22 protein-coding genes are annotated in these 24659 nt (G+C 37.0%); 16 read left to right on the top strand and 6 right to left on the bottom strand.

The window, feature by feature from the left end; translation table 11 throughout:
• Nucleotides 1-248 precede the first annotated feature (248 nt).
• Both HOG71_15670 and HOG71_15665 read left to right on the top strand, forming a co-directional pair.
• Complete coding sequence (locus HOG71_15670; GenBank protein ID MBT5992286.1) at nucleotides 249-2786, top strand: TonB-dependent receptor; 2538 nt, start codon at nucleotides 249-251, stop codon at nucleotides 2784-2786.
• 1 nt (nucleotide 2787) lies between these two features.
• Entirely contained in the window at nucleotides 2788-4062 is a 1275-nt protein-coding gene (locus HOG71_15665; protein MBT5992285.1) for a hypothetical protein, read from the top strand.
• Here the strand turns inward: HOG71_15665 and HOG71_15660 are convergent.
• Nucleotides 4059-5027, bottom strand: coding sequence for an OmpA family protein (locus HOG71_15660; protein ID MBT5992284.1), 969 nt, complete (start codon nucleotides 5025-5027; stop codon nucleotides 4059-4061). The genes HOG71_15665 and HOG71_15660 overlap by 4 nt on opposite strands.
• Before the next feature lie 112 nt (nucleotides 5028-5139).
• Between HOG71_15660 and HOG71_15655 the strand changes: the two genes are divergently transcribed.
• From HOG71_15655 to HOG71_15615, 9 genes are all read left to right on the top strand, one after another.
• Nucleotides 5140-5604, top strand: coding sequence for a GNAT family N-acetyltransferase (locus HOG71_15655; protein MBT5992283.1), 465 nt, complete (start codon nucleotides 5140-5142; stop codon nucleotides 5602-5604).
• 9 nt (nucleotides 5605-5613) lie between these two features.
• Nucleotides 5614-6339, top strand: a complete 726-nt coding sequence (locus HOG71_15650) for a hypothetical protein (protein ID MBT5992282.1) — start codon at nucleotides 5614-5616, stop codon at nucleotides 6337-6339.
• Between the two features lie 102 nt (nucleotides 6340-6441).
• Entirely contained in the window at nucleotides 6442-7101 is a 660-nt protein-coding gene (locus HOG71_15645; protein ID MBT5992281.1) for an SOS response-associated peptidase, read from the top strand.
• Between the two features lie 34 nt (nucleotides 7102-7135).
• Nucleotides 7136-7492, top strand: coding sequence for a hypothetical protein (locus HOG71_15640; protein MBT5992280.1), 357 nt, complete (start codon nucleotides 7136-7138; stop codon nucleotides 7490-7492).
• Nucleotides 7493-7683: 191 nt separating this feature from the next.
• Complete coding sequence (locus HOG71_15635; protein MBT5992279.1) at nucleotides 7684-8553, top strand: hypothetical protein; 870 nt, start codon at nucleotides 7684-7686, stop codon at nucleotides 8551-8553.
• Between the two features lie 4 nt (nucleotides 8554-8557).
• Nucleotides 8558-9892, top strand: coding sequence for an NAD(P)-binding domain-containing protein (locus HOG71_15630; protein MBT5992278.1), 1335 nt, complete (start codon nucleotides 8558-8560; stop codon nucleotides 9890-9892).
• Entirely contained in the window at nucleotides 9892-11481 is a 1590-nt protein-coding gene (locus HOG71_15625; GenBank protein ID MBT5992277.1) for a cytochrome C, read from the top strand. Before HOG71_15630 ends, HOG71_15625 begins: the two co-directional genes overlap by 1 nt.
• Complete coding sequence (locus tag HOG71_15620; protein MBT5992276.1) at nucleotides 11463-12500, top strand: hypothetical protein; 1038 nt, start codon at nucleotides 11463-11465, stop codon at nucleotides 12498-12500. The genes HOG71_15625 and HOG71_15620 overlap by 19 nt, the downstream gene beginning before the upstream one ends.
• A 17-nt stretch (nucleotides 12501-12517) precedes the next feature.
• The gene (locus tag HOG71_15615) at nucleotides 12518-14113 is read left to right on the top strand and encodes a hypothetical protein (protein ID MBT5992275.1); all 1596 of its coding nucleotides are present in this window, start codon (nucleotides 12518-12520) and stop codon (nucleotides 14111-14113) included.
• A gap of 26 nt (nucleotides 14114-14139) precedes the next feature.
• Here the strand turns inward: HOG71_15615 and HOG71_15610 are convergent, their stop codons facing one another.
• Complete coding sequence (locus tag HOG71_15610) at nucleotides 14140-14583, bottom strand: hypothetical protein (GenBank protein MBT5992274.1); 444 nt, start codon at nucleotides 14581-14583, stop codon at nucleotides 14140-14142.
• 131 nt (nucleotides 14584-14714) lie between these two features.
• Between HOG71_15610 and HOG71_15605 the strand changes: the two genes are divergently transcribed.
• The 5 genes from HOG71_15605 to HOG71_15585 are packed head-to-tail and all read left to right on the top strand — an operon-like array spanning nucleotide 14715 to nucleotide 20879.
• Nucleotides 14715-15131, top strand: a complete 417-nt coding sequence (locus HOG71_15605; GenBank protein MBT5992273.1) for a YjbQ family protein — start codon at nucleotides 14715-14717, stop codon at nucleotides 15129-15131.
• A complete protein-coding gene (locus HOG71_15600; GenBank protein MBT5992272.1) occupies nucleotides 15131-16273 on the top strand; it encodes an outer membrane beta-barrel protein in 1143 nt (380 codons plus the stop codon). Before HOG71_15605 ends, HOG71_15600 begins: the two co-directional genes overlap by 1 nt.
• Nucleotides 16266-17480: an MFS transporter gene (locus HOG71_15595; GenBank protein ID MBT5992271.1), complete on the top strand. Its 1215-nt coding sequence runs from the start codon at nucleotides 16266-16268 to the stop codon at nucleotides 17478-17480. The genes HOG71_15600 and HOG71_15595 overlap by 8 nt, the downstream gene beginning before the upstream one ends.
• Nucleotides 17481-17520: 40 nt before the next feature.
• Nucleotides 17521-20361, top strand: a complete 2841-nt coding sequence (locus HOG71_15590; GenBank protein ID MBT5992270.1) for a S9 family peptidase — start codon at nucleotides 17521-17523, stop codon at nucleotides 20359-20361.
• Complete coding sequence (locus HOG71_15585; protein ID MBT5992269.1) at nucleotides 20358-20879, top strand: hypothetical protein; 522 nt, start codon at nucleotides 20358-20360, stop codon at nucleotides 20877-20879. Before HOG71_15590 ends, HOG71_15585 begins: the two co-directional genes overlap by 4 nt.
• A 2-nt stretch (nucleotides 20880-20881) precedes the next feature.
• Here HOG71_15585 and HOG71_15580 read toward each other — a convergent pair whose 3' ends face one another.
• From HOG71_15580 to HOG71_15565, 4 genes are all read right to left on the bottom strand, one after another.
• The gene (locus HOG71_15580; protein ID MBT5992268.1) at nucleotides 20882-22165 is read right to left on the bottom strand and encodes a T9SS type A sorting domain-containing protein; all 1284 of its coding nucleotides are present in this window, start codon (nucleotides 22163-22165) and stop codon (nucleotides 20882-20884) included.
• A gap of 20 nt (nucleotides 22166-22185) precedes the next feature.
• Nucleotides 22186-23250, bottom strand: a complete 1065-nt coding sequence (gene thiL, locus HOG71_15575; GenBank protein ID MBT5992267.1) for a thiamine-phosphate kinase — start codon at nucleotides 23248-23250, stop codon at nucleotides 22186-22188.
• Nucleotides 23251-23372: 122 nt separating this feature from the next.
• Entirely contained in the window at nucleotides 23373-23750 is a 378-nt protein-coding gene (locus tag HOG71_15570; protein ID MBT5992266.1) for a hypothetical protein, read from the bottom strand.
• Between the two features lie 95 nt (nucleotides 23751-23845).
• Nucleotides 23846-24637: a M48 family metalloprotease gene (locus tag HOG71_15565; protein ID MBT5992265.1), complete on the bottom strand. Its 792-nt coding sequence runs from the start codon at nucleotides 24635-24637 to the stop codon at nucleotides 23846-23848.
• Between the last annotated feature and the right edge of the window lie 22 nt (nucleotides 24638-24659).

Below are 24659 nucleotides of genomic sequence, written 5' to 3'. Positions count from 1 at the left end.
TTACTTGTATGCTTAGCGGGTAAACCCCTTTGTCGGTCGAGCTTGGAGTACCCTGAATAACAATACAGCCAGAATCTCCTCCCTTCCAATAAGAGGACGAAGTGTTGGCTGTAACGGTAAAGCCCGCAGGAAGTCCTTCAAATTTGGCAATGCCAATAGAATCGATAGGAATTCTATTTCCAAAAAATAAAGTGTCTTTTGGAACAATAGCAGTCATCACCATTTCATAATATGAACCCACAAAGGCTGTGTCTAAGTTTTGTGTAGTATCTGGAAAAATACCGGGAAATCTTTCATTGGAATCGGGAACACATTGTGCAGACAATTGGATGTTCAGCAACAGGAGTGCAAAAATTGATAAGGCGTATTTAAGATTCATCATTCTATTAGTTTTAGGCAACAATCATTTATTCGAAAATAAGAATAATATTTCAAACATTGTGTTAATTTTATATGTTCAAATGACACACATTGCCAGATTTATATTGATTCTTATCCTAATCGTGTCAAACACTTTTGTTTTTAGCCAGGAATCTGGAGTTGAAGGAACGGTTAGAGATCAACACACACATGAAACATTAACAGGAGTAAATATATATACTACGGCAGATCATGGAGTGGCTTCAAATAGCGAGGGTCATTTTTTTCTACAACTTCCGGCTGGTTCACACGTCTTGCATTTTAGCATTATTGGTTATGAAAAAGCGGAAAAAACCTTTCATGTAATTGATAATCAAAAGCTAAGAATTGAAGTGGAGCTGCAAATTCAAAGCACCTTGTTGGACGAAGTGGTTGTAAGTGCGGGCAAATATGAGCAAAAACATACCGATGTGACTGTTTCGATGGTTGTTGTAAAGCCAAAGGCCATACAAAATAACAATGCGAGTTCATTGGAGAGTGTTATTCAAAAGGTTCCGGGAGTAATGGTGGTTGACAAGCAGCTGAGCATTCGAGGAGGAAGTGGCTACAGCTATGGCGCAGGAAGCAGGGTAATGTTGCTGGTTGACGACCTGCCTATGCTTACAGGAGCATCGGGCGAAGTTGTATGGGACTATATGCCACTTGAAAGTATTGAACAAATAGAAATTATTAAAGGGGCTTCTTCTGCATTATTCGGGTCTTCAGCCCTAAACGGTGTAATTAACATTCGAACAGCATTCCCTAAACAAAAGGCATTAACAAAGCTACAAGTTTCATCTACTTTGTTTGGAAGCCCCAAAAGGAAAGAAATTCAATGGTGGGGCGATACCTTAAAATTTAAAAATAATATTCAATTGTTTCATTCCAGAAAAATTGGAAATCTGGATATGATATTTGGCGCTTATGCGCTAACCAATGATGGCTATCGGCAAAATGATAATGAAAAAAATGTCAGATTTACTTTTGGTTCTCAATATTCTTTCAAAAAAATAAAGGGACTCAAAGTAGGCGTTAAAACCTCTTATATGAGGGAAAAGGGCAATCTCTTTTTGCTATGGAGAGACGGAGATACAGGAGTGTATATGGCTTCCCCCACTTTTAATCAGAATTATCAGCTCAATCGATTTAATATCGATCCCTACTTAAGTTATTTTAACAACAAAAAAGTTAAACAGAGTTTAAAAACGCGCTTTTATCGCATTCAGAATACAAACAATAGCGGGCAAAACAATCTGGACAAGCTTTATTTTGCTGATTATAAGTTTCAGTATTATGCGAATAAAAGTTTGGTGATTACAAGTGGCGTGTCTGCCTATCACATGCAAGCTGAGTCAGAGATTTTTGGAGACACATCACATTTTGGAAATAACTTTAGCGCCTATGCGCAAGTAGACAAAAAATTTGACAGCCTAACCATTTCTTTTGGGGGAAGATGGGATTGGTATCAGATTAATGACGATGAAGCTGAATCGAAGCCTGTATTTCGGGCTGGATTGAATTATCATGTAGCCAAACACACTTTTCTTCGAGCATCTTTTGGGCAGGGCTTTCGCTACCCCACAGTGGCAGAGAAATATACAGTCACACAGGTTGGGAGCTTAAAAATATTTCCTAATGAAAATCTGCATGCCGAAACGGGCTGGTCTTCTGAAATTGGAGCGCTTCAGGCGTTTCGGATTAAAAAATGGACTGGTTTTCTTGATCTGGCCATATTCGCATCGGAGTATAAAAGCATGATTGAGTTCAATTTTGGCCAACATTACCCCGAGGGACTTGTTAATCCAACCTTATGGGATTTTGTTGACTACACTGGTTTTAAGGCATTTAACATAACAAATGCACGAATATATGGGGTGGATATTGCGATTAATGGAAAAGGAAAAATCGGAAAAATACCACTTGACATGGGTTTTGGCTATACCTATACCAATCCGATTGATCTGAACTTTGAAGAAAACATGGCCGGATACTCCAGTACGAAGAATATCTTGAAATATCGATTCTACCATAGTCTTAAAGCATCTATAAGCCTGGAATACAAAGGCTTTGCCTCGGGATTGGATGTTGATTACCATAGCTATATGATTAATATTGACAAAGCCTTCGAAGACTCTATCCGAACACCACCAAACCCAACATATCCTAATGGAATAGGTGTGGGCGTTATTCTGCCTGGGATAAAAAACTATAGAGAAAATCACAACAAAGGAGATTTTGTTTTCGATTTTTATGTGGCCTATGAATTCAAAAAGATTCACAAGCTTTTATTTGTTATAAAAAACATGCTGAATCGTGAGTATATGATACGCCCGGGGGATATTCGTGAACCAATAAATTATGGATTGCAATATTCATTAAAAATATAAAGTGAAAAAAAGGCTTTCTAAACATGTATTAACTTTTTGGGTGATTGCGTTAATAAGCCATGTCGCTTCGGCACAAACGACCACCATCTCGCCTCAACTTCGCAGCCATGTTTTACAAGGTATTGAGTCGGGGCAATATGCCTCTATGTTTATTGCTGTTCAAGATGGCGATAATGAAGAATGCCTGATGGCAAATTCTGAAAACCACTTCCTTAATCGAGAAACAAAAATTGATGTGAGCGAACTTCTTCCCGTTTGGGTTTCTCTTCAAATGGCCGACATGATGGATTTGGGGATACAGCCAGATTTATACATTAATGAATTGCTTGATAAAAATCAAAGAGCGAAGGATAAACAGTTTAAAAAGGCCAAGCTTTTTCATTTGGCCGTGCAATCCTCTGGCCTGTCGGAAGAGAATTCTCAACAGGATGACTATTGCAATAGTTATGAGGAAGAAAATTTGAGTTTCACAAAACGATCAATTGATTTTGTTCCGGGTATGGTTTATAACCAAGGATCAAATGATCTGTATTATTTGTCAAAATTGTTATTGAAAAAATATGGCCTACCATGTGAACTTTATTTCAACGACAATTTATTTCGGAAGGTTTCGCTGACAAATACATTTGTTGTCAATGGAGGAAAAATTCAAAGTGAAGGAGACAATTTCAAAAAGGGAAGCTTTGTTTCGACACCAAACGATTTAATCCAACTCATGAAGATTCAAACAGGGCTGAAGAGTATCGATTTGCAGCCTCATGTGATAGCATTAAGAAAATATCGCAAGGAAACACGTTTTAAAAATGGGCTAATTAGCGCGGGATGGCTTGTATATCAGTCAGATAGCAGCAATTATTATTATAGGTTTGCACAGGCAGAAAAAATGAACATATTTATGGCTTTTGAGCCAAATTCAAAAAAGTCGGTTGTAATTGTTTCAGAAACCAAAGAAAATCTGGCATCAATTGTCTGGCACATTATGTTAAATGAAAAACTAGTTCCAGGCAACACACACATTCCGTGTATCGATATAAGCAAATGTGTTGGCGAATATTCTGCAAATGGAGAAGAATTTATTAGCGTAATTAAGAAAAATGGAAAAATGGTGCTTTACCTTAATGGAGAGGAAGCTCATGTGTGCCACCCCTATAGTGGTACTAATTTTTTATTAAGTACTAAAGCAATCAGTCTTCAGTTTGAGGTAAATGAAAATGATGAGGTGGACGCCTTGTTTTTGAAAGGATACTCTGCAGTTAGATATGTGAGGATAAACTAATTGCTCTCAATTATTTGGAACAGCTCATCAAGCTTGGGAGTCAGGATAATTTCAATTCGCCTGTTTTTAGCCCGAGCCTCTTTGGTATCTTCAGTGGCTATTGGCAGAAACTCACCTCTTCCAGCAGGTGTCAGTCTCACAGGATCAATTTCTCCATGTTTCAACAATATCCGAATGATGGATGTGGCACGCAAAACACTCAAGTCCCAATTATCTTTAATGGAACCACTATTTGACACATAAGGAACATCATCGGTATGGCCTTCAATTAACACATTGATCTCGGTATTGGTTTGGAGCATTTCGGCAAGCTTCTTTAAAGCCTCTTCGCCTTTACTGTCAACCTTAGAGCTTCCAGTAGCAAACAATAGCTTTTCTTCCAGGCTAATATACACCTTGCCATTTTTGATTTCTATTGTAAGACCATTGTTTTCAAAACCCAATAAAGCCGCTGAAACTTTTTTCTTGAGCGCCTCAACCATTTGTTTTTGTTTGTCAAGAATGGACTGTAGTTCTTGTAAGCTTTTCTCCCTTTCAGCCAATACCAAAGCAGTTTCATTCAGTCGCTGTTCTTTTTCTTCCAATATTCTCTGGGTTTCAAGCAATTGTTTCTGAACATTGAATATTTCTGCAGTTGTGCCCTCCAGAGCCCTTTTGCTTGTTTTTTCAAGCAACAAATAAGTACTGTTTAATTGCTTGTAGCGGTCCTTAAGGCTTCGTAACGATTTTCCTTGCTGACTTGTGTCTGCTTTCAACTCCTGTATCTCGTTTTTATATTCACGGATAAGTTTGGTATCAGCTTCGTTTTGCGCTGTTTTGCCCACCAATTCCTTTTCTAACCTTTTATTATCATCATAAGCATCATAATATTTGCCCTCCAAATACAAATATTTTTTCTTTGTTACACAAGAAGTTAAAAGGATTGAAACGATAAAAAGGATACTAACGAGTCTTAAATAGCGCATAAGCTGAATGTTTTAAAGCTCAAATTTAGTTACTTAAACATGTATATGATAGAATAATAATCAACTGGATGTGAGTAATTGAAAACTTATTAGATTTGCAAAAAGAGGGTATATGAGTTTTGTCATACGAACAGCCAATAAGAAAGATATTGACACCATTGTGTTGTTTCAGATTTACATGGCCAGAGAAACTGAAGGTCTGGAGCTAAATGAAGAAATTGTAAAAGAAGGCGTAAAAAATGCTTTTAACACACCCAATCATGGACAGTATTTTATTGCCGAAGACAATGGGGTTGTTGTTGGTTCGTTATTAATTACCTACGAGTGGAGTGATTGGCGAAACGGCACAGTCTGGTGGATACAATCTGTTTATATTCGAAAGGAAAACAGAGGACAAAAAGTGTTTAAGCGGATGTTTGAATTCTTAAAAGAAAAGGTGACAAAGTCTTCAGAAATAAAAGGCCTTCGGCTCTATGTTGATAAGCGAAACACAAGCGCCATCAAGGTTTATCAGGCCATCGGAATGGATAGCAAGCATTACGATATGTTTGAGTGGTTTCCTTTTGAAATTTGTTAAACACAAAAAATGAGGGCTCGAATATTTGTAATTATTTTCTTAATAATAGTCAGCAATCTTATCGTTCAGGCACAAGAGCTACAGCCCAAAAAAATATTTGAAGAGCAAACCAAAACCCACAATGCCCATATTTGTTTTGATGGGAAATACTATTATACTGCACATGGAGGAATTGCTGATGAGGGTGTCGTTAACAAAATCGACAAAAAAGGCCATATTATTGAAAGTTTTGCCCTTGGTTTAGACATGAGGAGCCTATTGTATGATAATTCTAAAAAGTGCTTTTATGTATGCACATTCAACAGAAATATATATCAAATAAACAATTTGAAAAAAGGCAACCTCATTCTACTGCACGAACAACTTTATGAGGACGAAAACACTAGCCTTGGAATTAGCCGCAATGGGAAGTATTTTTATTGCAACTCGAGCGGTTTTGTATTTGTTTATGAGGTTCAAAGTGGAGAGCTGGTCAGTTCCATTAGCAATATTCAATGTGGACGCGAGGCCAATACTGGGGCAGTTTCTATAGCTGTTGGAAATAAATGTTTTTATACACTGGACTCTGAACAGAAAACAATATTTAAGTATAACCTGCAAGGGAGCGAAATGGGGCGTTATAAATATACGGATGGTGATTTTAGCTACTCGTTGTCATTTGCAAATAATTACGTATTTATTGCGAAAGATGGTAATTACAATACAGGTTATTGGTATGGATATAAGCTGAAATAATCTTTCTTAATGCAATAGCAGCCTCCTGCGACTTGAGCAATAAAATAATATTTGCTAACTTGCTATTATCTTTTAGATTATGAAATCATCAATAGAATTATTATGTGTGGGCGTTTTATCATAACAAAAAAAATTGATGAAATCACTGAACGGTTTCATGTGGAAATAGAGGAGGACAAGTACAAGCCAGTTTATAATGCTGCCCCTAGTCAACAACTACCCGTAATTAGCAATTCAGAGCCAGAAAGAATTCGTTTTTTTCGATGGGGTCTTGTTCCGTTTTGGGCTAAAGATCAGTCAATTGGCAACAAAATGATAAATGCAAGATCTGAAACACTTTTGGAAAAACCGGCTTTTCGCAATCTGCTAAAAAGCAAGCGATGTCTGGTAATTTCTGATGGTTTTTATGAATGGCAGAAAACCGAAAAAGGCAAAATACCAACCTGCATTCGCCTGAAAAACAATGAATTATTCTCCATGGCCGGCTTGTGGGATCAGTGGAAAGATACCGAAGGACAAACAATTCACTCGTTTAGTATTATTACCTGTGCACCTAACGAGTTGATGGCTCCAATACACAACCGAATGCCAGTAATTTTGAACAGAGATCAGGAAAAAATATGGCTGGATAATAGTCAGAAATCAGAAGAATTAGTAGACATTCTGAAACCTTATAACAAGGACGATATGAATACCTATGAAGTATCTTCATTGGTAAACTCTCCTCGTAATAATTTTGAGGAGCTAATTCTTCCTGTTTAACATATCGGGGAGATATCAATAGAAAAGAATTAACATGATAAAAACAGCTGTCATTTTTTTAGGAATAACATTCTTATTAGCCATTTCTAGTGGCATTTGGCTTAGCAAAAAAGGACGCCCACCTCATGCCATACTATTTGGAGCACACAAAATAATTTCCCTCGGAGCAATTGTTTGGGGATCTATTATGTTTTTCAGGTATTTTAACGAGACAGCTTTTCAGCTAAATGAAAACGAAATACCTTTGGTGTTAGTCGCATCTATATTGTTTGCGTTGATTTCTGGAGTCTTTCTAAGTTTCGAAAAACCTTGGATTCCTTTTTTCAGATGGACACATCGAATTGCATCATTTCTTATTATCGTATCTGTTGTGTTTCTCTTAATAGCCTAGTTTATATCTATTAGGCTATTCCAACTGCTTCTTATCACAGCAGAAAAGACCAGAGATTACTTTATAATCATCAACTTCTGTAACTTATGCAAGATATGATTAATATCATATGTGGAATTCTTAATATGTTCGACAGATATCTTTGTTAAATGTCTAAATTGCACAAATCTTTTCTAAGTGTAAAAACAACTATGAATCAAAAAGCGCATTATTTTTATATTGCAGTACTTTCTGCCATTGTTTTTTTGACCTTGATCTATTTGGTCTATATTGGAATGAGCTATTATCAAACAACTATTTCTGAAAGGTTTTTTCATTCCGACTATGAAAGTTTAAAGCCAAGTGGAATCATTGGACATGGATTGGGTATTTTTGGCTCAGTTGCAATGATAATTGGTGTTAGTATTTATATGTTGCGTAAAAGATGGCGGAAATTATCTCGTCTTGGCTTATTAAAGCATTGGCTTGAATTCCATATTTTCCTTTGCACATTAGGCCCTATTATGGTTTTGTTTCACACCTCTTTCAAGTTTGGAGGCATTGTTTCGATTAGTTTTTGGAGCATGGTGGCTGTGTTTTTAAGCGGAATAATTGGGCGATTTATATACATTCAAATACCAAGAACAATTGAAGGTCGAGAAATGAGCCTGCACGAAGTATCTGAAATGAAAAACCAAACAAGCAGTATACTGTCAGCTTCTCAGTTTTTAAATGAAGAAAGTAGTCGCATAATCGCCAATTCAACGCAAAAGAAAGTTGAAATATATCGCAAAAACATATTTGTTCGCTACTTCAGTCAAAATCGTTCAGACAGGAAAGCAAGAGCCGAAGTTAGGCGGGTGATACGAAAAAGTAAAATGCCGGCAACTGAAAGGAAAAAGATAATTAAATTGGTCAAAACAGAACTGTCGTTACATAGAAGAATTGAGCGCCTCGACACCATGAAGAACCTTTTTAAGTATTGGCATGTGGCGCACCTTCCTTTTGCACTGGTAATGCTAGCAATTATGATCGTACATGTTGCTGTTACGTTAACTTTTGGATACAGGTGGATATTTTAATAAGATGGAAATACTTTTAGAAAACCTGCTTATATATTCTTTTATTGCTGTTTTTTGTGTTGTTCTTGTTGTTTTTTATTTAAGGAAGCAAAAAAAGGATTCAAGAAAAGTAGAGGAGAAAATTAAGATTGCGAAAGAAGAAGGTTTATTTGAGCCTGTTTCTTTACACCCGGTTGTTGATCCAAACAGTTGTATTCGAACAGGAGCTTGCATTGCCGCCTGTCCGGAAAAGGATATTTTAGGTATTGTAAATGGAAAAGCAACAGTTGTAAATGCGTCCTTATGTATTGGTCACGGTGCCTGTTTCCATGCTTGCCCAACAGAAGCAATTACGCTTTGCATTGGCACTGAAAAAAGAGGTGTGGATTTACCTCATGTTAACCAAACATTTGAAACAAATGTCAAAGGAATTTATATTGCCGGAGAGCTGGGAGGTATGGGGCTTATTAAAAATGCAGTTGAGCAAGGAAAACAAGCCGTTGAAAATATTTCAAAAGCAATTAAGAAAGATCCCAATGCCGACTATGATCTTGTAATTGTTGGAGCAGGACCTGCTGGTATTTCTGCCTCATTAACGGCAAAAAAACTCAAGTTAAATTTCCTCACAATCGATCAAAATACATTGGGAGGAACAGTCTTTACCTTTCCCCGCTCAAAAGTAGTCATGACCTCTCCTATGGAATTGCCTTTGTTTGGGAAAGTAAAGTTATTTGAAACAAGCAAGACAGAATTACTTAATTTGTGGCATCAGGTATTAGAGAAAAACGAAATCAGCATTCGGGAAAATGCCAAAGTTGAGTCTATTTCAAAAGAGAATGGATTTTTCAAAATAGAAACATTAGATGGTCAACAGATCACTACAGCTAATATTTTACTTTCAATTGGGCGAAGGGGAACTCCTCGAAAATTGAATGTTCCGGGTAAAAACACTGAAAAGGTAGCTTATCGTCTTTTGGAACCTGAAGATATCAAAGATAAAGACATATTGGTTGTTGGTGGTGGCGATTCTGCTGTTGAATCAGCACTTTTATTGGCAGATCAAAACAGGGTAACTCTTTCGTATAGAAATGACACATTTAGCAGGATAAAGCCTAAAAACAGAGACCTAATAAAAGCTGCTATTGAGAACAATAAGCTTGATGTTCAATTTAAAACCAATTTAAAAGGCATTGAAAAATCTGAAATTGTACTTGCTTCAGACGATTCAGAAAAGCTTATTAAAAACGACCTGGTCTATATTTTTGCCGGAGGTGAATTGCCAACAGAGTTTTTGAAAAAAGCAGGAATAACGATCACTAAAAAATTCGGAGAGGCCCTGTTAAAGCACGAAAAAAATTAATGAAACATTTCCATTTATATAGCTTGTTATTGCTCCTTTTTGTAGGGTGTAAAATGTCAACACCTATATCCCCGGGAGAACTGGCAGAAGCTCATGCCCATCTGGAAGGAACGGGAAATTGTACAGAATGTCATACCATGGGGAAAAGGGTTTCAAACAACAAATGTCTTGACTGCCATAAAGATATTAACCAACGCATTGAGCAAAAGTCTGGTTATCATGCTTCAAAAGAGGTTACCAGTGAAAAGTGCATTAAATGTCATAGCGACCATCATGGGAAAAACTTTCAAATCATCAAGTTTGATGAAGAGAAATTTGACCACAGTTTAACTGGATATAAGCTGGAAGGTGCTCATGCAAAGAACAAATGTGTCGACTGTCATAAAAAAGAATTTGTTATTGAAGAAAAGGTAAAAGAAAAGAAGAGGAAAACATTTATGGGCTTGGGTCAGGGCTGTCTTGTGTGCCATGACGATTTCCATCAAAAAACACTAGTAGATAATTGTTTGGAATGCCATGTATTTGACGAGTTTACATCAGCTAAAAATTTCAAACACGATCAAACCGAGTTCACTCTTATTGGAAAGCACATTGATGTTGAATGTGTAAAGTGTCACGCTCTTGAAAAACGAAATGGCAAAGATTTTCAAGTATTTTCGGGAGTGGAGTTTGGAAATTGCACCAATTGCCATAAAGATCAACACGATAATAAATTTGGTCAGGATTGTAAGAAATGCCACACAGAAGAGTCTTTTCACATGATTAAAGGGGAGAATGATTTTGATCATAGCAAAACAAATTTTGCTTTACAAGGCAAGCATTTGCATGTTGATTGCAAAACATGCCACAAGGGAGCGTATACCAATCCGTTAAGACACAATTATTGTAAAGATTGCCATGCAGATGAGCATAAAGGACAGTTGGTGAAAAATGGAAAATCGCCTGATTGTAAAGACTGTCATCGTTTGGATGGCTTTCAGACAACTTACTACACCCAAGATCAACATAACAAATCAATTTTCCCTTTAAAAGGTGCGCATATAGCAACTCCTTGTCTAGAATGTCATAAAAAAGGGAAAGACTGGAGTTTCAGAAATATTGGAAAAAGTTGTGTGGACTGTCACGACAATATTCATAAAACCTACATAAGTGAAAAATATTATCCTAAACAGACCTGCACCTCTTGTCACAATGAAAACATGTGGAAAGCAGTAACCTTTGACCATACGAAAACAGAATTTGATCTTTTAGGAGCACATAAAAATCAAAGCTGCAGGGCATGTCATTTTAAGTCTTCTGGTGGAGGAAATTATAATCAACAATTTTCATCATTGTCTACGAATTGTGATCAATGCCACACAGATGTTCATTACAAACAATTTGATAAAAATGATATTACTGATTGTGCCCGTTGTCATGGCTTTGTTAATTGGCAAGCCGGAAAATTTAATCACGATAATACGGCCTTTAAGCTAGACGGGAAACACATAAATGTATCTTGTGCTAAGTGTCATAAAGATGTTCAGAATGGATCGAATACGTATACATTATATAAAATAAAGGATTACAGATGCGAAGATTGTCATTAATTACGCTAATATCAGTATTGGTAATGGTTGTTTTAATTCTAGGATTCAAAACCGAAGAACCAACTCATGGAGAGAACTTTAAAATCAGTTGTACGGTTTGTCATAGCCCTGGTGGGTGGAAGCTGGATAAGGAAATCTATTCCTTTGACCACAACACAACAGCATTGCCATTGGAAGGGCAGCATGTTGAAACTGATTGCAAGCTCTGCCATCCAACCCTGATTTTTGGCGAGGCTGGCGAGGACTGTATGGATTGCCATACAGACATGCATAATGCAAGCCTCGGAACTGATTGTGAAAGATGCCACAGTCCTTTTTCATGGATTGTTAGCAATATTTCTGAAATACACTATCAAAGCCGATTTCCTTTAATGGGAGCCCATGCACTTGCCGATTGTTATGATTGTCATAAATCAGCCTCTTTATTGGATTTTGAGCCATTGGGAATTGAATGTATGGATTGTCATCAACAGGATTATTATTCAACTTCTGAACCGAACCATACTACTGCAGGATTTTCAACTGAATGTTCAGAATGCCATCGAATTGGTGCTTTTGAATGGGGTTCTTCAGGTTTTAATCATGTGTTCTTTCCTTTAACTCAGGGGCACAATTTGCAAGATTGTAATTTGTGTCATGTGGCGGGCAATTATTCAAATATTTCAACCGATTGTTTTAGTTGTCACGAGTCTGATTTTAATGCAACCAACAATCCCAACCACTCAGGATCGGGTTTTAGTACTGATTGCTCACAATGCCATACGACAAATCCCGGATGGAAGCCGGCAACATTTGATCATGATAACAAATATTTTCCAATTTTTAGCGGCAAACATAATGGAGAGTGGAACAGCTGTGTCGACTGCCATACAAATACATCAAATTATCAGGTTTATACCTGCATTGATTGTCATGATCATAATAAATCGGAAATGGATAAAGAGCATGACGAAGAACCTGACTACCTATATAACAGCATAGCCTGTTTTGACTGTCACCCCAGAGGAACTGCCGATTAAGTTTGAAAAAGAATATTATGAAAATTATATTTTCAAGCATTTTATTTCTCCTGTTTTTTTTAGCCGTAAAAGGCCAGAACAAAATAGAATATATAGAAGGGCGCGTTTCCTATATAAGCTCACAGAATGTGTATGTAAAATTCAAAACAACGGATGGAATTTTAGTTGGAGACACTCTTTTTAAAAAAGAAGATCAAATCTTTAAAGCTGTTCTTAAAGTTAATAGTATATCCTCGATTTCATGTGTAGGAGAGTATCTGTTTTCAGGCCAATTGAATATTTCGGATTTGTTATATGCAAAAATATCCATCAAAAAAGAAGAGACCAAACCCCCTGCTGATGTAGTAGGAGACACTATTCTGGCAATTGAATCAAAAAACATACAATCAACAGATGAAAAAAGAAAGCCCAAAAGCAAAATATTGGGTCATGTGAGTGCAGCTTCCTATTCAAGTTTTTCGAGTGAGAATAATTCTGGTTTTATGCGCATGAGATATAGCCTTGCCCTCAAGAAAATGAATATTTCCAAAAGTAAACTATCAGCCGAAACCTATATCAATTTCAGTCATAAAACAGCTGAGTGGAACGAAATTAAAGACAACATTTACAATGGTTTGAAAATTTACAATTTAAACTTACGCTATGATTTTTCAAAAGAAAGCTATTTGCTAATTGGACGAAAAATCAATTCTGAATTATCGAATGTTGGCGCTATTGATGGTCTCCAAATGCAAAAGAATTTTAAAGCTGTTAATGTCGGTGGTTTTATCGGATCCCGTCCTGATTATTCAGACTATAGCTTTAATTTCAATATGATGCAATATGGTGCTTATCTGGCCTGGAAAATAGACAAACCAAAGAATACAATCCGAAACACTTTTGCATTTATTGAGCAACGGAATAATAAAGAAATCGATCGCAGATTTGCCTATCTGCAACATAGAAGTAACTTTAAAAAGTTATACGTTTTTGGCTCATTAGAAGCAGACTTGTACAAAATGCTTAACGGAGAGTCACAAAACACGGTGAGCCTCACGAGTTTTTATTTTAGAACGCGATATCGTTTTACACCAAAACTAAGCCTGTCGGCATCTTATGATGCACGAAAAAACGTGTTGTATTACGAAACATTCAAAAACCTACTCGACAGCATTATTGACTCTGAAGTGCGCCAAGGTTATCGATTAAGGCTGTATTACAGGCCAAGCCAAAAGCTTTCCATGGGTTTCAGCGGGGGTTATCGTTTTCGAAAAACAGATCCACAGCCAGCTTATAATCTGATTGCATTTTTTAATTATTACAAACTTCCACTGTGGGATTTAAACGCCAGTCTAACAGCCACCTATTTGCAAACCACATATATGAGTGCAGGCATTTATGCATTGCGACTTCAAAAAAGCCTTGCAAGCGACAAGCTGTTTTTGGCACTCAACTATCGCTACCTGAATGGTTTGTATAATCGTTATGAACAAAAATTAATTCAAAACTATGTTGAACTTAGCATAGACTGGAAAGTTTATCAAAAGATGTATTTCTCATTGAATTATGAATTAGGTATTAATACCACCTACAACGAGAATCATGTCTATTTCCGTCTGTCCAAAAAGTTTTGATACTGCAGAATTACTTATTGTAATCCTTATTTTTTTGTTCCTGTTATGGTAACCGTTCCATCAACAGGATCTGCAACTCCCGGAATTATTTCAGAATAAGTACCAGTACCCGTTAATGCATCGTCTGTGATGGTTAGCGTCACAGAAAGTGTTACCGTATTGGTATTGCCACCAACGACCACTGGAAACACAAACGCATCAACAATTAGCTTGTCTCCATCAACATCTCCTGTCAGGTTTATTACATGCACTTCAGCAGCACCACCAATATCGATAGTGGTTATAGTGGCCGTAAATGTTGTTCCCTCAACATTAATGTTTGCCGTAGCAGTTACGTCAAATTGACCACCAGAGTTTACAACTGCAGTTATATCCCAGTCACCAGTGGGATTCGTGATTGTTTTGGTGCAATTAATTAAGAAGATTGAAGAAAAGACAAGCAGCGAAAGAAATAATAAAGATTTTTTCATGTGTCTGTTTTTAGTTCTCACATCAAAACTACTTAAATGTAAACAAAATCCCTAAGCCAAATGTCCAAATTAAGCATCTTTAAGCCTAACTCGCGCAGACTTATGTATTTTTGCATGACAAAACAGATCAAATGAAATCTTTTAGAAAAGAACTCTGGTTCGATATTAAAGCAAGAAGAGAGCTAATAAACATTACCCATTATGCACAGCAGTGCATAGATGAAAGTGGTGTACAAGAAGGCTTGATATTAATTAATGCCATGCATATTACAGCCAGTGTTTTTATTAATGATGACGAAGGAGGCTTGCATCAGGATTTTGAGGTTTGGCTCGAAAAACTTGCACCTGAAATGCCCTATTCTCAGTACAAACACAATACGTATGAGGACAATGCAGATGCACATCTGAAAAGGACAATAATGGGTCGCGAAGTTGTTGTGGCCATAACCAATGGTAAGCTAGATTTTGGCCCATGGGAGCAAATATTTTACGGTGAATTTGATGGCAAAAGAAGAAAACGGGTTTTGGTTAAAATAATAGGCGAATGATGAAAGTGATAAAAGGTAAATGGTTATTTGTTTTTGTATTCGTTTACACTGTTTCGAGTGCCCAGGAAACAAAAACAGGAATATGGAAACATGTTGATCCGGGTGTGAATATTGGTTTGAATTATTCAAAATTTAAAACCGATTCTTTTAACATGGAATATGGAAGCATGCCATTAATTGGCCTCTATGCTAAAAAGGATTTGGCACCCCGCTTTGATACACGTTTAGGGTTTAATTTCTCCATGCGGAACTCAAAAGTAAGCAGCCCATATGTCAAGTATAAATACAAATATTTGGACACAGAAATTGATCTGGGATATCGATTAATTGATCCCGTGAGGCTTGAACTTGGTGTTCAGGCAGAATTCATTTTAGAAGCTCTTTTTCAAGAAGGCTCAAACCCCAACAACTCTTACATTCTTCCAGTAGAAAAATTCAAAAAAGAGTTTGAGGTTTTTGCCGGTTTGCATGTTGATGTTCAAAATGATATTTCTCTTGGTTTTCGCTATTATTATCCATTAAATGATGTGAGTTTTTCCAATTTGCAGTTTTTGCTCAGTATTCCTATACGTCAAAATCCATTCGAGAAAAGGGTCAATAAAGAGGAGCAATTGGCTGACAAACAAATTGTAGAACTGCATGAAGGAGCATTATTGGTTAGGCTAAAAACCTATCAGCAAATAATTCAAAGTCTGAAAAAGGACGGTAGACATAGCGAGGCTGAAAGCATGGAATATAAACGAGACGAAGAGAACAGAGAAATAATGGCTTCGTTCAAAAAATACTATACATTTTCGCCTGTATACTTCTTTTATAGCTACGATTCTGAAAAGGTTCGGGCTGGTTTACTTGAAAATATTTTCCTCAACGAAAGTTTTCAAGTCGACTCATCAATAAGTTGCGAGAGCAAGAATATTTATCTCGCAGAAATTGCCTCCCTTCAAGCCGATGATGTTGGAAAAACTTCCACTGGTATTGAGTCTTTACTTATTTTAGACAATCAATTCGTTCAGCTAAAACGGCCATTTCCGTTTTATGTAAAAAGGGATGAATTTTTTCTGGGAAGCCGTACTATACCGGAAATGGTGGGTATAATGAATTTCAATTTACACGAGTACCTTAAGGGAACCATAAGTGAATAGTAGCCCTCAAAATAATAAGGAATCAGGAAATGCAAGTTCAAAATTCCAGACAGCTAATGTGATTTTGGTTGCCTTTAGCCATTTGCTTCATGATATTTTCAACTCGTTTTTAGCGCCCATTGTACCATTGCTTATTACAAAATTTGACCTTAGCTATGCAAAGGTTGGATTGTTGGGCTCGTTGCAATCAATTCCCGCCTTATTAAACCCAATAATTGGGTCTTTTGCAGATAAAATTAAAATGAGGTATATCGTGATTGTAACACCGGCAATCACAGCCAGCGCTATGAGTCTTATTGGCTTAGCCCCATCTTATAACTTATTAGTTGTTTTGATTTTAACAGCTGGTTTGAGCTCAACATTCTACCATATTCCTACCCCTGTGATGATGAAAAAAGTTTCTGGAGATCGGGTAGGAAAAGGCATGAGCTATTATATGATCGGAGGAGAGCTTGCAAGAACATTAGGCCCAATGGTAATTGTTGGAGCGGTTTCATTATGGGGTTTGGAAGGAACTTACAGGCTATTACCTTTTGGAATTCTATCGTCAATATTTTTGTATTTCAGACTTGGAAAAATAAAAATCTCTCAGGACATTGGACGTGAAAAACAAACGGGTGTATTTAAAACACTTCGACCTTTGGTTCCATTCTTTATCATGCTAGCAGGTTATATGACCTGTCGGGGTGCAATGAAAACGGCACTTACGCTCTTTTTACCAACCTTTATTACGGTAAAGGGAGGTAGTTTATGGTTAAGCGGTGCAGCTCTGATGATATTGCAGGCAGGAAGTGTTTTTGGAACTTATTTTTCAGGCACATTTTCTGATAAAATTGGAAGAAAAACAACCTTGTTAATCATTGCTCTAATCAGCCCGGTGCTGATGTGGCTATTTATATGGTTTGAACACAAGCTAATTATGTTTGCCTTATTGACATTAATTGGCTTCTTTCATTTTGCAACAACACCTGTGTTATTGGCTATGGTGCAAGATATTCCCGGCAAACGGCCAGCATTCCTGAATAGCATTTTTATGGCCATTTCTTTTGGAATTGCAGCATCAGCAGCCTTTTTTGTTGGTTTATTAGCAGATAGTATTGGCCTTGAAAACACCTATCGATTTACTGCTTATTTAGCATTGGGGGGAATACCTTTTGTGTTTTTTCTGAAAATACCTAAAAAAATAAGCGGACAAAAGGTTTCCTAAAAAACGCTTATTTTCGTTTTAAATAATAAAGTCTTTGTTCATGAAGAGATTCCTTCCTGTTATATTTCTGATATTGATTACGAACTCAATATCAGCACAAAATGTAAGCAAAAAACCACTTGATCACAGCGTATATAAAAGCTGGGAAAATGTTACCAAGAGTACTATCTCAAATAACGGAGTCTTCGTCTCCTGGGAGGTGAATCCTCAAAAAGGTGATGGAAACTTGTTTTTATATCACATTTCAACAGACAGAACACTTGTTTTTCCCAGAGGAAAGGCGGCTAAATTTGCCTATGCAAATGATTTTTTTGCCTTCAGCATCAAACCCCAAACGGATACTTTACGGCAAATGAAATTTGATAAAGTGAAAAAGGAAAAGTTGCCAAAGGATTCATTAGGTATTTTTCTGTTTGGAAAAGATAGCTTAATTAAAATTGCCGATGTTAAATCATTCAAAATAGCTGAAGAAGGCCCCTCAAGAATTGCATATTTACTAGAAAAACAAATTCCTGAAGAAGTAAAATCTATAAAGGCAGATAGCCTTGTAAGCAAAGAAGAAAAGGACTCGCTAAAGAAAGTAAACAAGAAACTTAAAAAACAGCTAAATACCCACCTTCACATTCTAAATCCTATTTCAGGCGAAGAAGTTGTTTTTGAAAATGTGTCTGAATATTCTATATCAAAAAACGGAGAATTATTTGTAATAAAATCAGTCATTAAGGACTCTCTGGATTCAACATCTATTTGGGTGTTTAACCCACTTACGCTTGAAAGAAAGGAGCTTTTCCGGACAACAGGAGAGATGAAAAATTTTGGAATTGATGAGGTTGGAACACAGATAGCCTTTGTTGTTTCTGAAGATACGGGGAAGCACAAATTATATGATTTATACTATGGTTTGGTTTGGAAAAAAAAGAAACCCAAATTAATAATTGATAATACAAGTGAGAATATGCTTGAAGGCTGGAGTGTTAGCGAGTATAGTAGCATAAGTTTTTCAAAGGCCGGAAACCGTATTTTCTTTGGAAACGCCCCTATTCTAGAGCCAGAACCAGAAGATACCTTATTAGATGAAGAGAAATACAAACTAGATATTTGGAATTGGCAAGATACAAGATTGCAAACTCAACAAAACAAAAGCCTGAGTGCAGATTTGAAGAAGAATTATAAGGCTGTTTATTTGATTGATGAAAAGAAAATGCGACAGTTAGCCACAGAAGAAATGCCGAGGGTTCGTTTTTACAATCGGGGAAATGGTCGCTATGCACTTGGTTTTGCACAGGAAAAATATCAAAAAGCATATTCCTGGAGCGGAAGTAGGTTTTTTGATGCTTTTTTAATTGACCTTAAAACAGGTGAAAAGTCGATGATTCTGGAAAAAGAAGAATCAAGTGTTTCTGTTTCTCCTGCCGGAAAATATGTTTATTGGTACGCAGCAAAGGATAGTTCATGGTATATTAAAACCACCAAAGGAAAAGAGGTGCGCAAGATATCTGGAGCTATCCCCTTTCCTTTGTATCAGGAAGAGCACGATGTTCCTTCAAACCCACGTCCATATGGGGTTGCTGCCTGGACAGCCGATGACGAATTTGTTTTAATTTATGATCGTTATGATTTGTGGAAAATCGATCCTGCTAATCCTCAAAATACAGTAAACCTGACTAACTCATATGGGCGGAAAAATGAAATACGGTTAAAATATGTAAGGCTCAATCCTGAAGAAGAATTTCTTTCACCAAATCAAGACTTGGTTTTGTCAGCTTTTGGGGAAGAAAATAAAAAATCGGGCTATTTCCGCTTAAGGGGAGTTGAAAAATCGGATCCTACAGCGCTTTTGTTTGATGATTACAGCATCAAATATTTGAAGAAATCGAAAGATGGAGAAGTATACAGCTATTATAAAAGCTCATTCACCGATTGCCCTGATCTTTATGTAAGCTATGATGATTTTAAAACATCAAACAAGTTGAGCGATGCTAATCCCCAGCAAAAAGAGTATTTATGGGGAAGTGTGGAAGAAATAAGCTGGACAATGGAGAATGGAAAAGAAAACAAAGGACTGCTGTATAAACCTGAGAATTTCGATCCCAGCAAAAAGTATCCAATGATTGTTTATTACTATGAACGCTATACTGATGGCCTTCATCAGTATTATGTGCCCAAACCAAGTCATTCTGTTATTTCGTTTCCACTGTTTACGAGCAATGGCTATTTAATTTTTATTCCAGACATCTATTATGACAAAGGGCATCCGGGAAAGTCGGCTTTAAACACGGTGGTGAGCGGTACTAATTATTTGATTGAACAAGGATTTGTCGATCAGGAGAGAATGGGCTTACAAGGACAAAGTTGGGGAGGATACCAAACCGCTTATATTATTACACAAACCGATATGTTTAAATGTGCCATGGGGGGTGCTGTTGTTAGCAATATGACCAGTGCTTTTGGAGGCATTCGTTGGGAATCTGGTATGAGCCGAATGTTTCAATACGAAGCAGGGCAAAGTCGAATTGGTGCTACCTTATGGGAAAATCTGGATCTATACATTGAAAACTCGCCCTTGTTTTTTGCAGATCAGGTAAAAACACCACTTTTATTAATGCACAATGATAAAGATGGAGCTGTCCCCTGGTATCAGGGAATCGAGTTTTTTATGGCATTACGAAGGCTTGAAAAGCCTGTGTGGATGCTAACCTATAATGGAGAGGCACATAATTTGAAACAATGGCCCAATAGAATGGACTTAAGTATTCGCATGAGTCAGTTTTTTGATCATTATTTACTAGACAAGCCTGCCCCTGTTTGGATGACAGATGGTATTCCTGCTTTAAAAAAAGGAAAAGAGTCGGGTTATGAACTTATCAAAAAAGGAAAATGAAATATTTATTAGTAGCTTTTATTGCATTATTTGTATTCACCTCAAATGCCCAAAACAAAGTATTGGTAAAGCATGTTAAAGATGCCGGAAAATACTCAAAGGATGTGCTAACCTATGCTGAAAATCTCTACGAAAATATTGAAGATGCCCTAGATGCTGTTAATTACGAAGAGGCACGGTTTTATGTCGAGCAAAGTGTTTATGAGCTAGAAAACCTGCAAGCATCAACAACTTATGTGCAGGATGAATTATTAGAAATAAGCAAAATAGATGACGATAATGGAGGTGTTGATATTAAACTCAAGTCCGGTAAGGTGGAAGATAAATGTCTGCTAATTCAAACATACTCCAATACCCTTTTCACGTATTTGAATAATGCATTGCTAACAGCTACGATTGCAGACTTACTCATGCAGTTTGGTGCGGCAAAAAACACCTGTGACAATATTATTTCAGAAACCCAAAGGGTTATACAGCTTGAGGACGAGCTTCTTAAGATGATTGTTCCCCCAAAATGATCTTAGTTTAGCAGAACCAACTGTTGATAATAATGCTTATCGCTTTGTATCTTGAGGAAATAAACACCCTTTCCGAATTGGGAAACATCAACTGAAAAAGAAGTGTTCTGTTGGATTTCCTGATATATAATTTGACCATCAGCTCTGAAAAGCTGAAGCAGCGTGTTTGTGTTTTGAAAATCCGATGCAATCCGAATAAATATTTTTGAGCTTGCTGGCTGTGGGTAAACAACTGCCTCCATATTAGTCTTGTTTTCAAGAACTGTATTTGATGGGCAATTCTTTATTTTTTCCCAGACCTCATTTCGTATTTGATTAAACTGGCTGTAAAAGATATCGCCTGGGCAGATGGTTGCACAACCGTCTTGATGGCCACAAATAACGGGAAGATAATCGTTGCCTCCTCGTGGATGAATGCTGCTGTCTAATGGATTTAATTGATCCTTGTGCAACTTCCATGATAAAAGCCAAACAAGCGCGCTGACTGCTGTGTCAGGGGGTAATTCGTTGGTATAGGTTCCCAGAATTGATACGCCCATGGTGTTAGAATTTTTACCACAGAAATGGGCTCCTTTCACAAAGTCTTCTTCAACCAGATTATGCCCTTCCCTTGCATCGTAAATTGTACCATCACGAGCAATAACATAATTGTATCCAATATCATCCCATCCATTGGTTTGCGTATGGTATATATAAATTGTTCGGATTGCTGACAAATGATCTGTGTTTAGGTTTGAACCAGCTGAATGATGAACAACAACATGGTCTGTTTGGGTAAAAGCAGGATTTTCAGTAGGAGCAGGCAAACCATCTCTCCAAACTGACTGATCAATTGTTTTTGGTTTTGAACAAGCCAATGAATCAGCATCGCCTCTCGTAGGAGACTTTGATATATCAATGACTCCAGCATGATATAAATGAAAAACTATTTTTCCTGAAAGAAGACTGGAATATAATTGAATGGATTTGCAATTCGGCTCAATGAGTATTAGTTCAGACACCTTAAAACGTCCTTCATAGGCGGTTTCTTTATCGTGGGTGTTGGCAATAATATCGATTTTTTCTTCAGCGCAAATTATGTAGCTCCCGACAAAAGTCTCGTGTAGATCAATTTGAAATGACACTCCTGTAGCGGATACGGGCAGATTTATTGTTGAAAGCCTTCCTTTGTCAACAGAAAGGGTGTAAACATGAAAATAATCTCCACGAGATTCGATGTGGTTAAGATTTTGAGAAAAAGAATAAAATGGAAAAAGAAGAATGAAAAAAAATGTCAGCCTCCGCATTTGTTTTTGAATTGAATTAATCACGAAGCAGATTCCTCACCTTCTTTTGCCCCAAATACCTTCCAGCCTTGTGCTTTCAGTTCGTGCTCATAGCCAGATTTGGAAATCATTTTACAGCCAAAATCCAAGTCAGTCATATGACCAATAGGTGTAAAATCAGGATGGTCTTTTAATTTTTCAAACTCTTCTGCAGAAACGGTAAAAAGCAATTCGTAATCTTCGCCTCCACTTAATGCACAAGTAGTGGGGTCCAGATTTAGCTCACGAGCTGTATTGTAAGTAGTGGGGTCTATAGGGATCTTTTCTTCAAAAAGCTTGCATCCCAATTTTGATTGTTTTGAAATATGGAGAATTTCAGAACTCAATCCATCTGAAATATCTATCATGGATGTAGGAACAACTCCCAAGGCTTTTAATTCCTTTACCACGTCTATTCTGGCCTCTGGCCTTAATTGTCGTTTTAACACATAGTCGTAGCCTTCCAACTTAGGTTGCATTTGCTTATCGGCTAAAAAAACCTGTTTCTCTCTTTCAAGAATTAACAAGCCGACATAAGATGCTCCTAAATCTCCTGAAACACATAGGATGTCGTTTTTCTTAGCCCCATCTCTATACACGATTTCTTTTTTCGCAGCATGCCCCATGGCTGTTACGTTTATGACCAAGCCAGTATCAATTGTTGTAGTGTCTCCACCCACAAAATCGACCTTATATTGCTCACAAGCTGTTAGCATACCACTAAATAGCAAATCCAACATTTCAATAGAAAACTGATTGCTAATAGCAATTGATACAACAACTTGTTCGGCCATTCCGTTCATAGCATAAATATCTGAAATACCTGCTATGATGGATTTGTATCCAAGATGTTGCAAAGGAGTGTAAAGTAAGTCGAAATGCACATTGCTTACCAGCATATCTGTTGAAACAAGCGTTTGCTTATTCTTGTAATCGATAACTGCACAATCGTCTCCACCAGCTTTAATACTGGAGGCATTCTGGATTTGAATTTGTTCTGTAAGCCTATCAATCAGGCCAAATTCCCCTAATTCGTTGATTGGGGTAAAAGTAATTTCACTCAAAATAATAATTTTTGCAAAGATACAAAATCAGCTTTGTGAAAACCAGCATCTTTAAAATGGGATCAGATAAAAGTTGTAATTATGATGACGAGGTCTGTTTTGGGTTCTAAATTAACCGATTTAGTCTAGGATATTAACCATTTAATGGCATTTGTTTCATAAGAGAATATCTTCATCTCATATCTATTGTCTGGAATATTCTTGGCTGCAATTTCGGATAGAGCTGTTTCATAAGGTGAGCTGTGAAGCATGGCCTCTTTTATTGATTCAATCAACACAAAGTGTTGTTCCATCAGGCTCCATAACTCACCCATATCTTTAGGTACAAATGATGCATGCGCTTTACGATAATCTGACAATACTAATAGGTTCTTTGGAAATGGTTTCGTGGAGTTAACCTCGACAAGAGTCTTAAACAAATGAGAATAATCCTCAATATTAATTTCGCCCGTATAGGTTATACGAATTACTTCCGCTTTCTCATCAAATACAAATTGGATCATGAATTATATTTTTTTAACCACAAGACGTGACTTGCAAAGCATTATATGCTACGAGGTTTGCTTCACGACAGCAGGCCAAATAATTGTAAAAACCTTTAGGGCAAACTTAGTTTAAAGGCGTCATAACTTAAAGAGTCCCAGTCACCTGCAACAGATCCAAGTTCCATCCACTTATTGTTAATGTTTTCGATGCGTGATGCATCTGATGGATGAGTGCTTAAAAAAGGAATACTCAAGCCACTGCTATCGCCTTCATGTAATTTTTCAAAAAATCCTCCAACTCCACGAGCATCATAATGAGAAGGGTTAAGATAAACAACGGAATAAGCATCTGCATCATTTTCATGACTTCTGCTAAAGGCCAAAACCAATAATGAGGAGGTTATTTGAGCTAAAACACCGGGGTCATTTCCAACGATAACTGAAAGTAGCACCGAAATTCCATAAGCCTTTGTAAGCTGACTCGTTGAGTGCCTACGAGCAGCGTGTGCCATTTCGTGTCCAAGAACTCCGGCAAACTGTGCTTCGTTGTCGAGGTATTTAATTAAGCCTGTATAAACATAAATATAACCACCGGGTGCGCAAAATGCATTTAACACATCCTCGTCAACCAGTTTGCATTCCCAGCTAAAATCATCGGCATATCCTACTTGTCCGGATGCCAGAATGGTATCGCGTATTCTTCTAAGATGCTGGTATGCTTCGGGATATTGAGCCTCGTCAAGCAAGGGATATGTTGCCGGATCATTTTCAATTTCATCTTTCACCTGAAGACCCAATTCTTTATCGTCTTCAACGGTAAAAATATTAATGGGTTCGTCCTTACAACTTGCAAAAAATAATATAGCAGCAAACAGTATGGGACTAATTCTTAAAACTCTTTTCATTATAAATTTTTTATTGGTTTTA

Source organism: Bacteroidota bacterium (assembly GCA_018698135.1).
Taxonomy (GTDB): Bacteria; Bacteroidota; Bacteroidia; order CAILMK01; family JAAYUY01; genus JABINZ01.
Note: the sequence above shows the minus strand (reverse complement) of the source record. Positions and strands in the feature narration are given on the sequence as shown.

Excerpts from the sequence above, each read along its gene's own strand:
- HOG71_15570 (MBT5992266.1), bottom strand. The coding sequence starts at position 23,750 with ATGATCCAATTTGTATTTGATGAGAAAGCGGAAGTAATTCGTATAACC.
- HOG71_15565 (MBT5992265.1), bottom strand. The coding sequence starts at position 24,637 with ATGAAAAGAGTTTTAAGAATTAGTCCCATACTGTTTGCTGCTATATTA.
- HOG71_15650 (MBT5992282.1), top strand. The coding sequence starts at position 5,614 with ATGAGGGCTCGAATATTTGTAATTATTTTCTTAATAATAGTCAGCAAT.
- HOG71_15630 (MBT5992278.1), top strand. The coding sequence starts at position 8,558 with ATGGAAATACTTTTAGAAAACCTGCTTATATATTCTTTTATTGCTGTT.
- HOG71_15620 (MBT5992276.1), top strand. The coding sequence starts at position 11,463 with ATGCGAAGATTGTCATTAATTACGCTAATATCAGTATTGGTAATGGTT.
- HOG71_15610 (MBT5992274.1), bottom strand. The coding sequence starts at position 14,583 with ATGAAAAAATCTTTATTATTTCTTTCGCTGCTTGTCTTTTCTTCAATC.
- HOG71_15645 (MBT5992281.1), top strand. The coding sequence starts at position 6,442 with ATGTGTGGGCGTTTTATCATAACAAAAAAAATTGATGAAATCACTGAA.
- HOG71_15615 (MBT5992275.1), top strand. The coding sequence starts at position 12,518 with ATGAAAATTATATTTTCAAGCATTTTATTTCTCCTGTTTTTTTTAGCC.
- HOG71_15590 (MBT5992270.1), top strand. The coding sequence starts at position 17,521 with ATGAAGAGATTCCTTCCTGTTATATTTCTGATATTGATTACGAACTCA.
- HOG71_15655 (MBT5992283.1), top strand. The coding sequence starts at position 5,140 with ATGAGTTTTGTCATACGAACAGCCAATAAGAAAGATATTGACACCATT.
- HOG71_15660 (MBT5992284.1), bottom strand. The coding sequence starts at position 5,027 with ATGCGCTATTTAAGACTCGTTAGTATCCTTTTTATCGTTTCAATCCTT.
- HOG71_15625 (MBT5992277.1), top strand. The coding sequence starts at position 9,892 with ATGAAACATTTCCATTTATATAGCTTGTTATTGCTCCTTTTTGTAGGG.
- HOG71_15580 (MBT5992268.1), bottom strand. The coding sequence starts at position 22,165 with ATGCGGAGGCTGACATTTTTTTTCATTCTTCTTTTTCCATTTTATTCT.
- HOG71_15635 (MBT5992279.1), top strand. The coding sequence starts at position 7,684 with ATGAATCAAAAAGCGCATTATTTTTATATTGCAGTACTTTCTGCCATT.
- HOG71_15585 (MBT5992269.1), top strand. The coding sequence starts at position 20,358 with ATGAAATATTTATTAGTAGCTTTTATTGCATTATTTGTATTCACCTCA.
- HOG71_15605 (MBT5992273.1), top strand. The coding sequence starts at position 14,715 with ATGAAATCTTTTAGAAAAGAACTCTGGTTCGATATTAAAGCAAGAAGA.
- HOG71_15640 (MBT5992280.1), top strand. The coding sequence starts at position 7,136 with ATGATAAAAACAGCTGTCATTTTTTTAGGAATAACATTCTTATTAGCC.
- HOG71_15600 (MBT5992272.1), top strand. The coding sequence starts at position 15,131 with ATGAAAGTGATAAAAGGTAAATGGTTATTTGTTTTTGTATTCGTTTAC.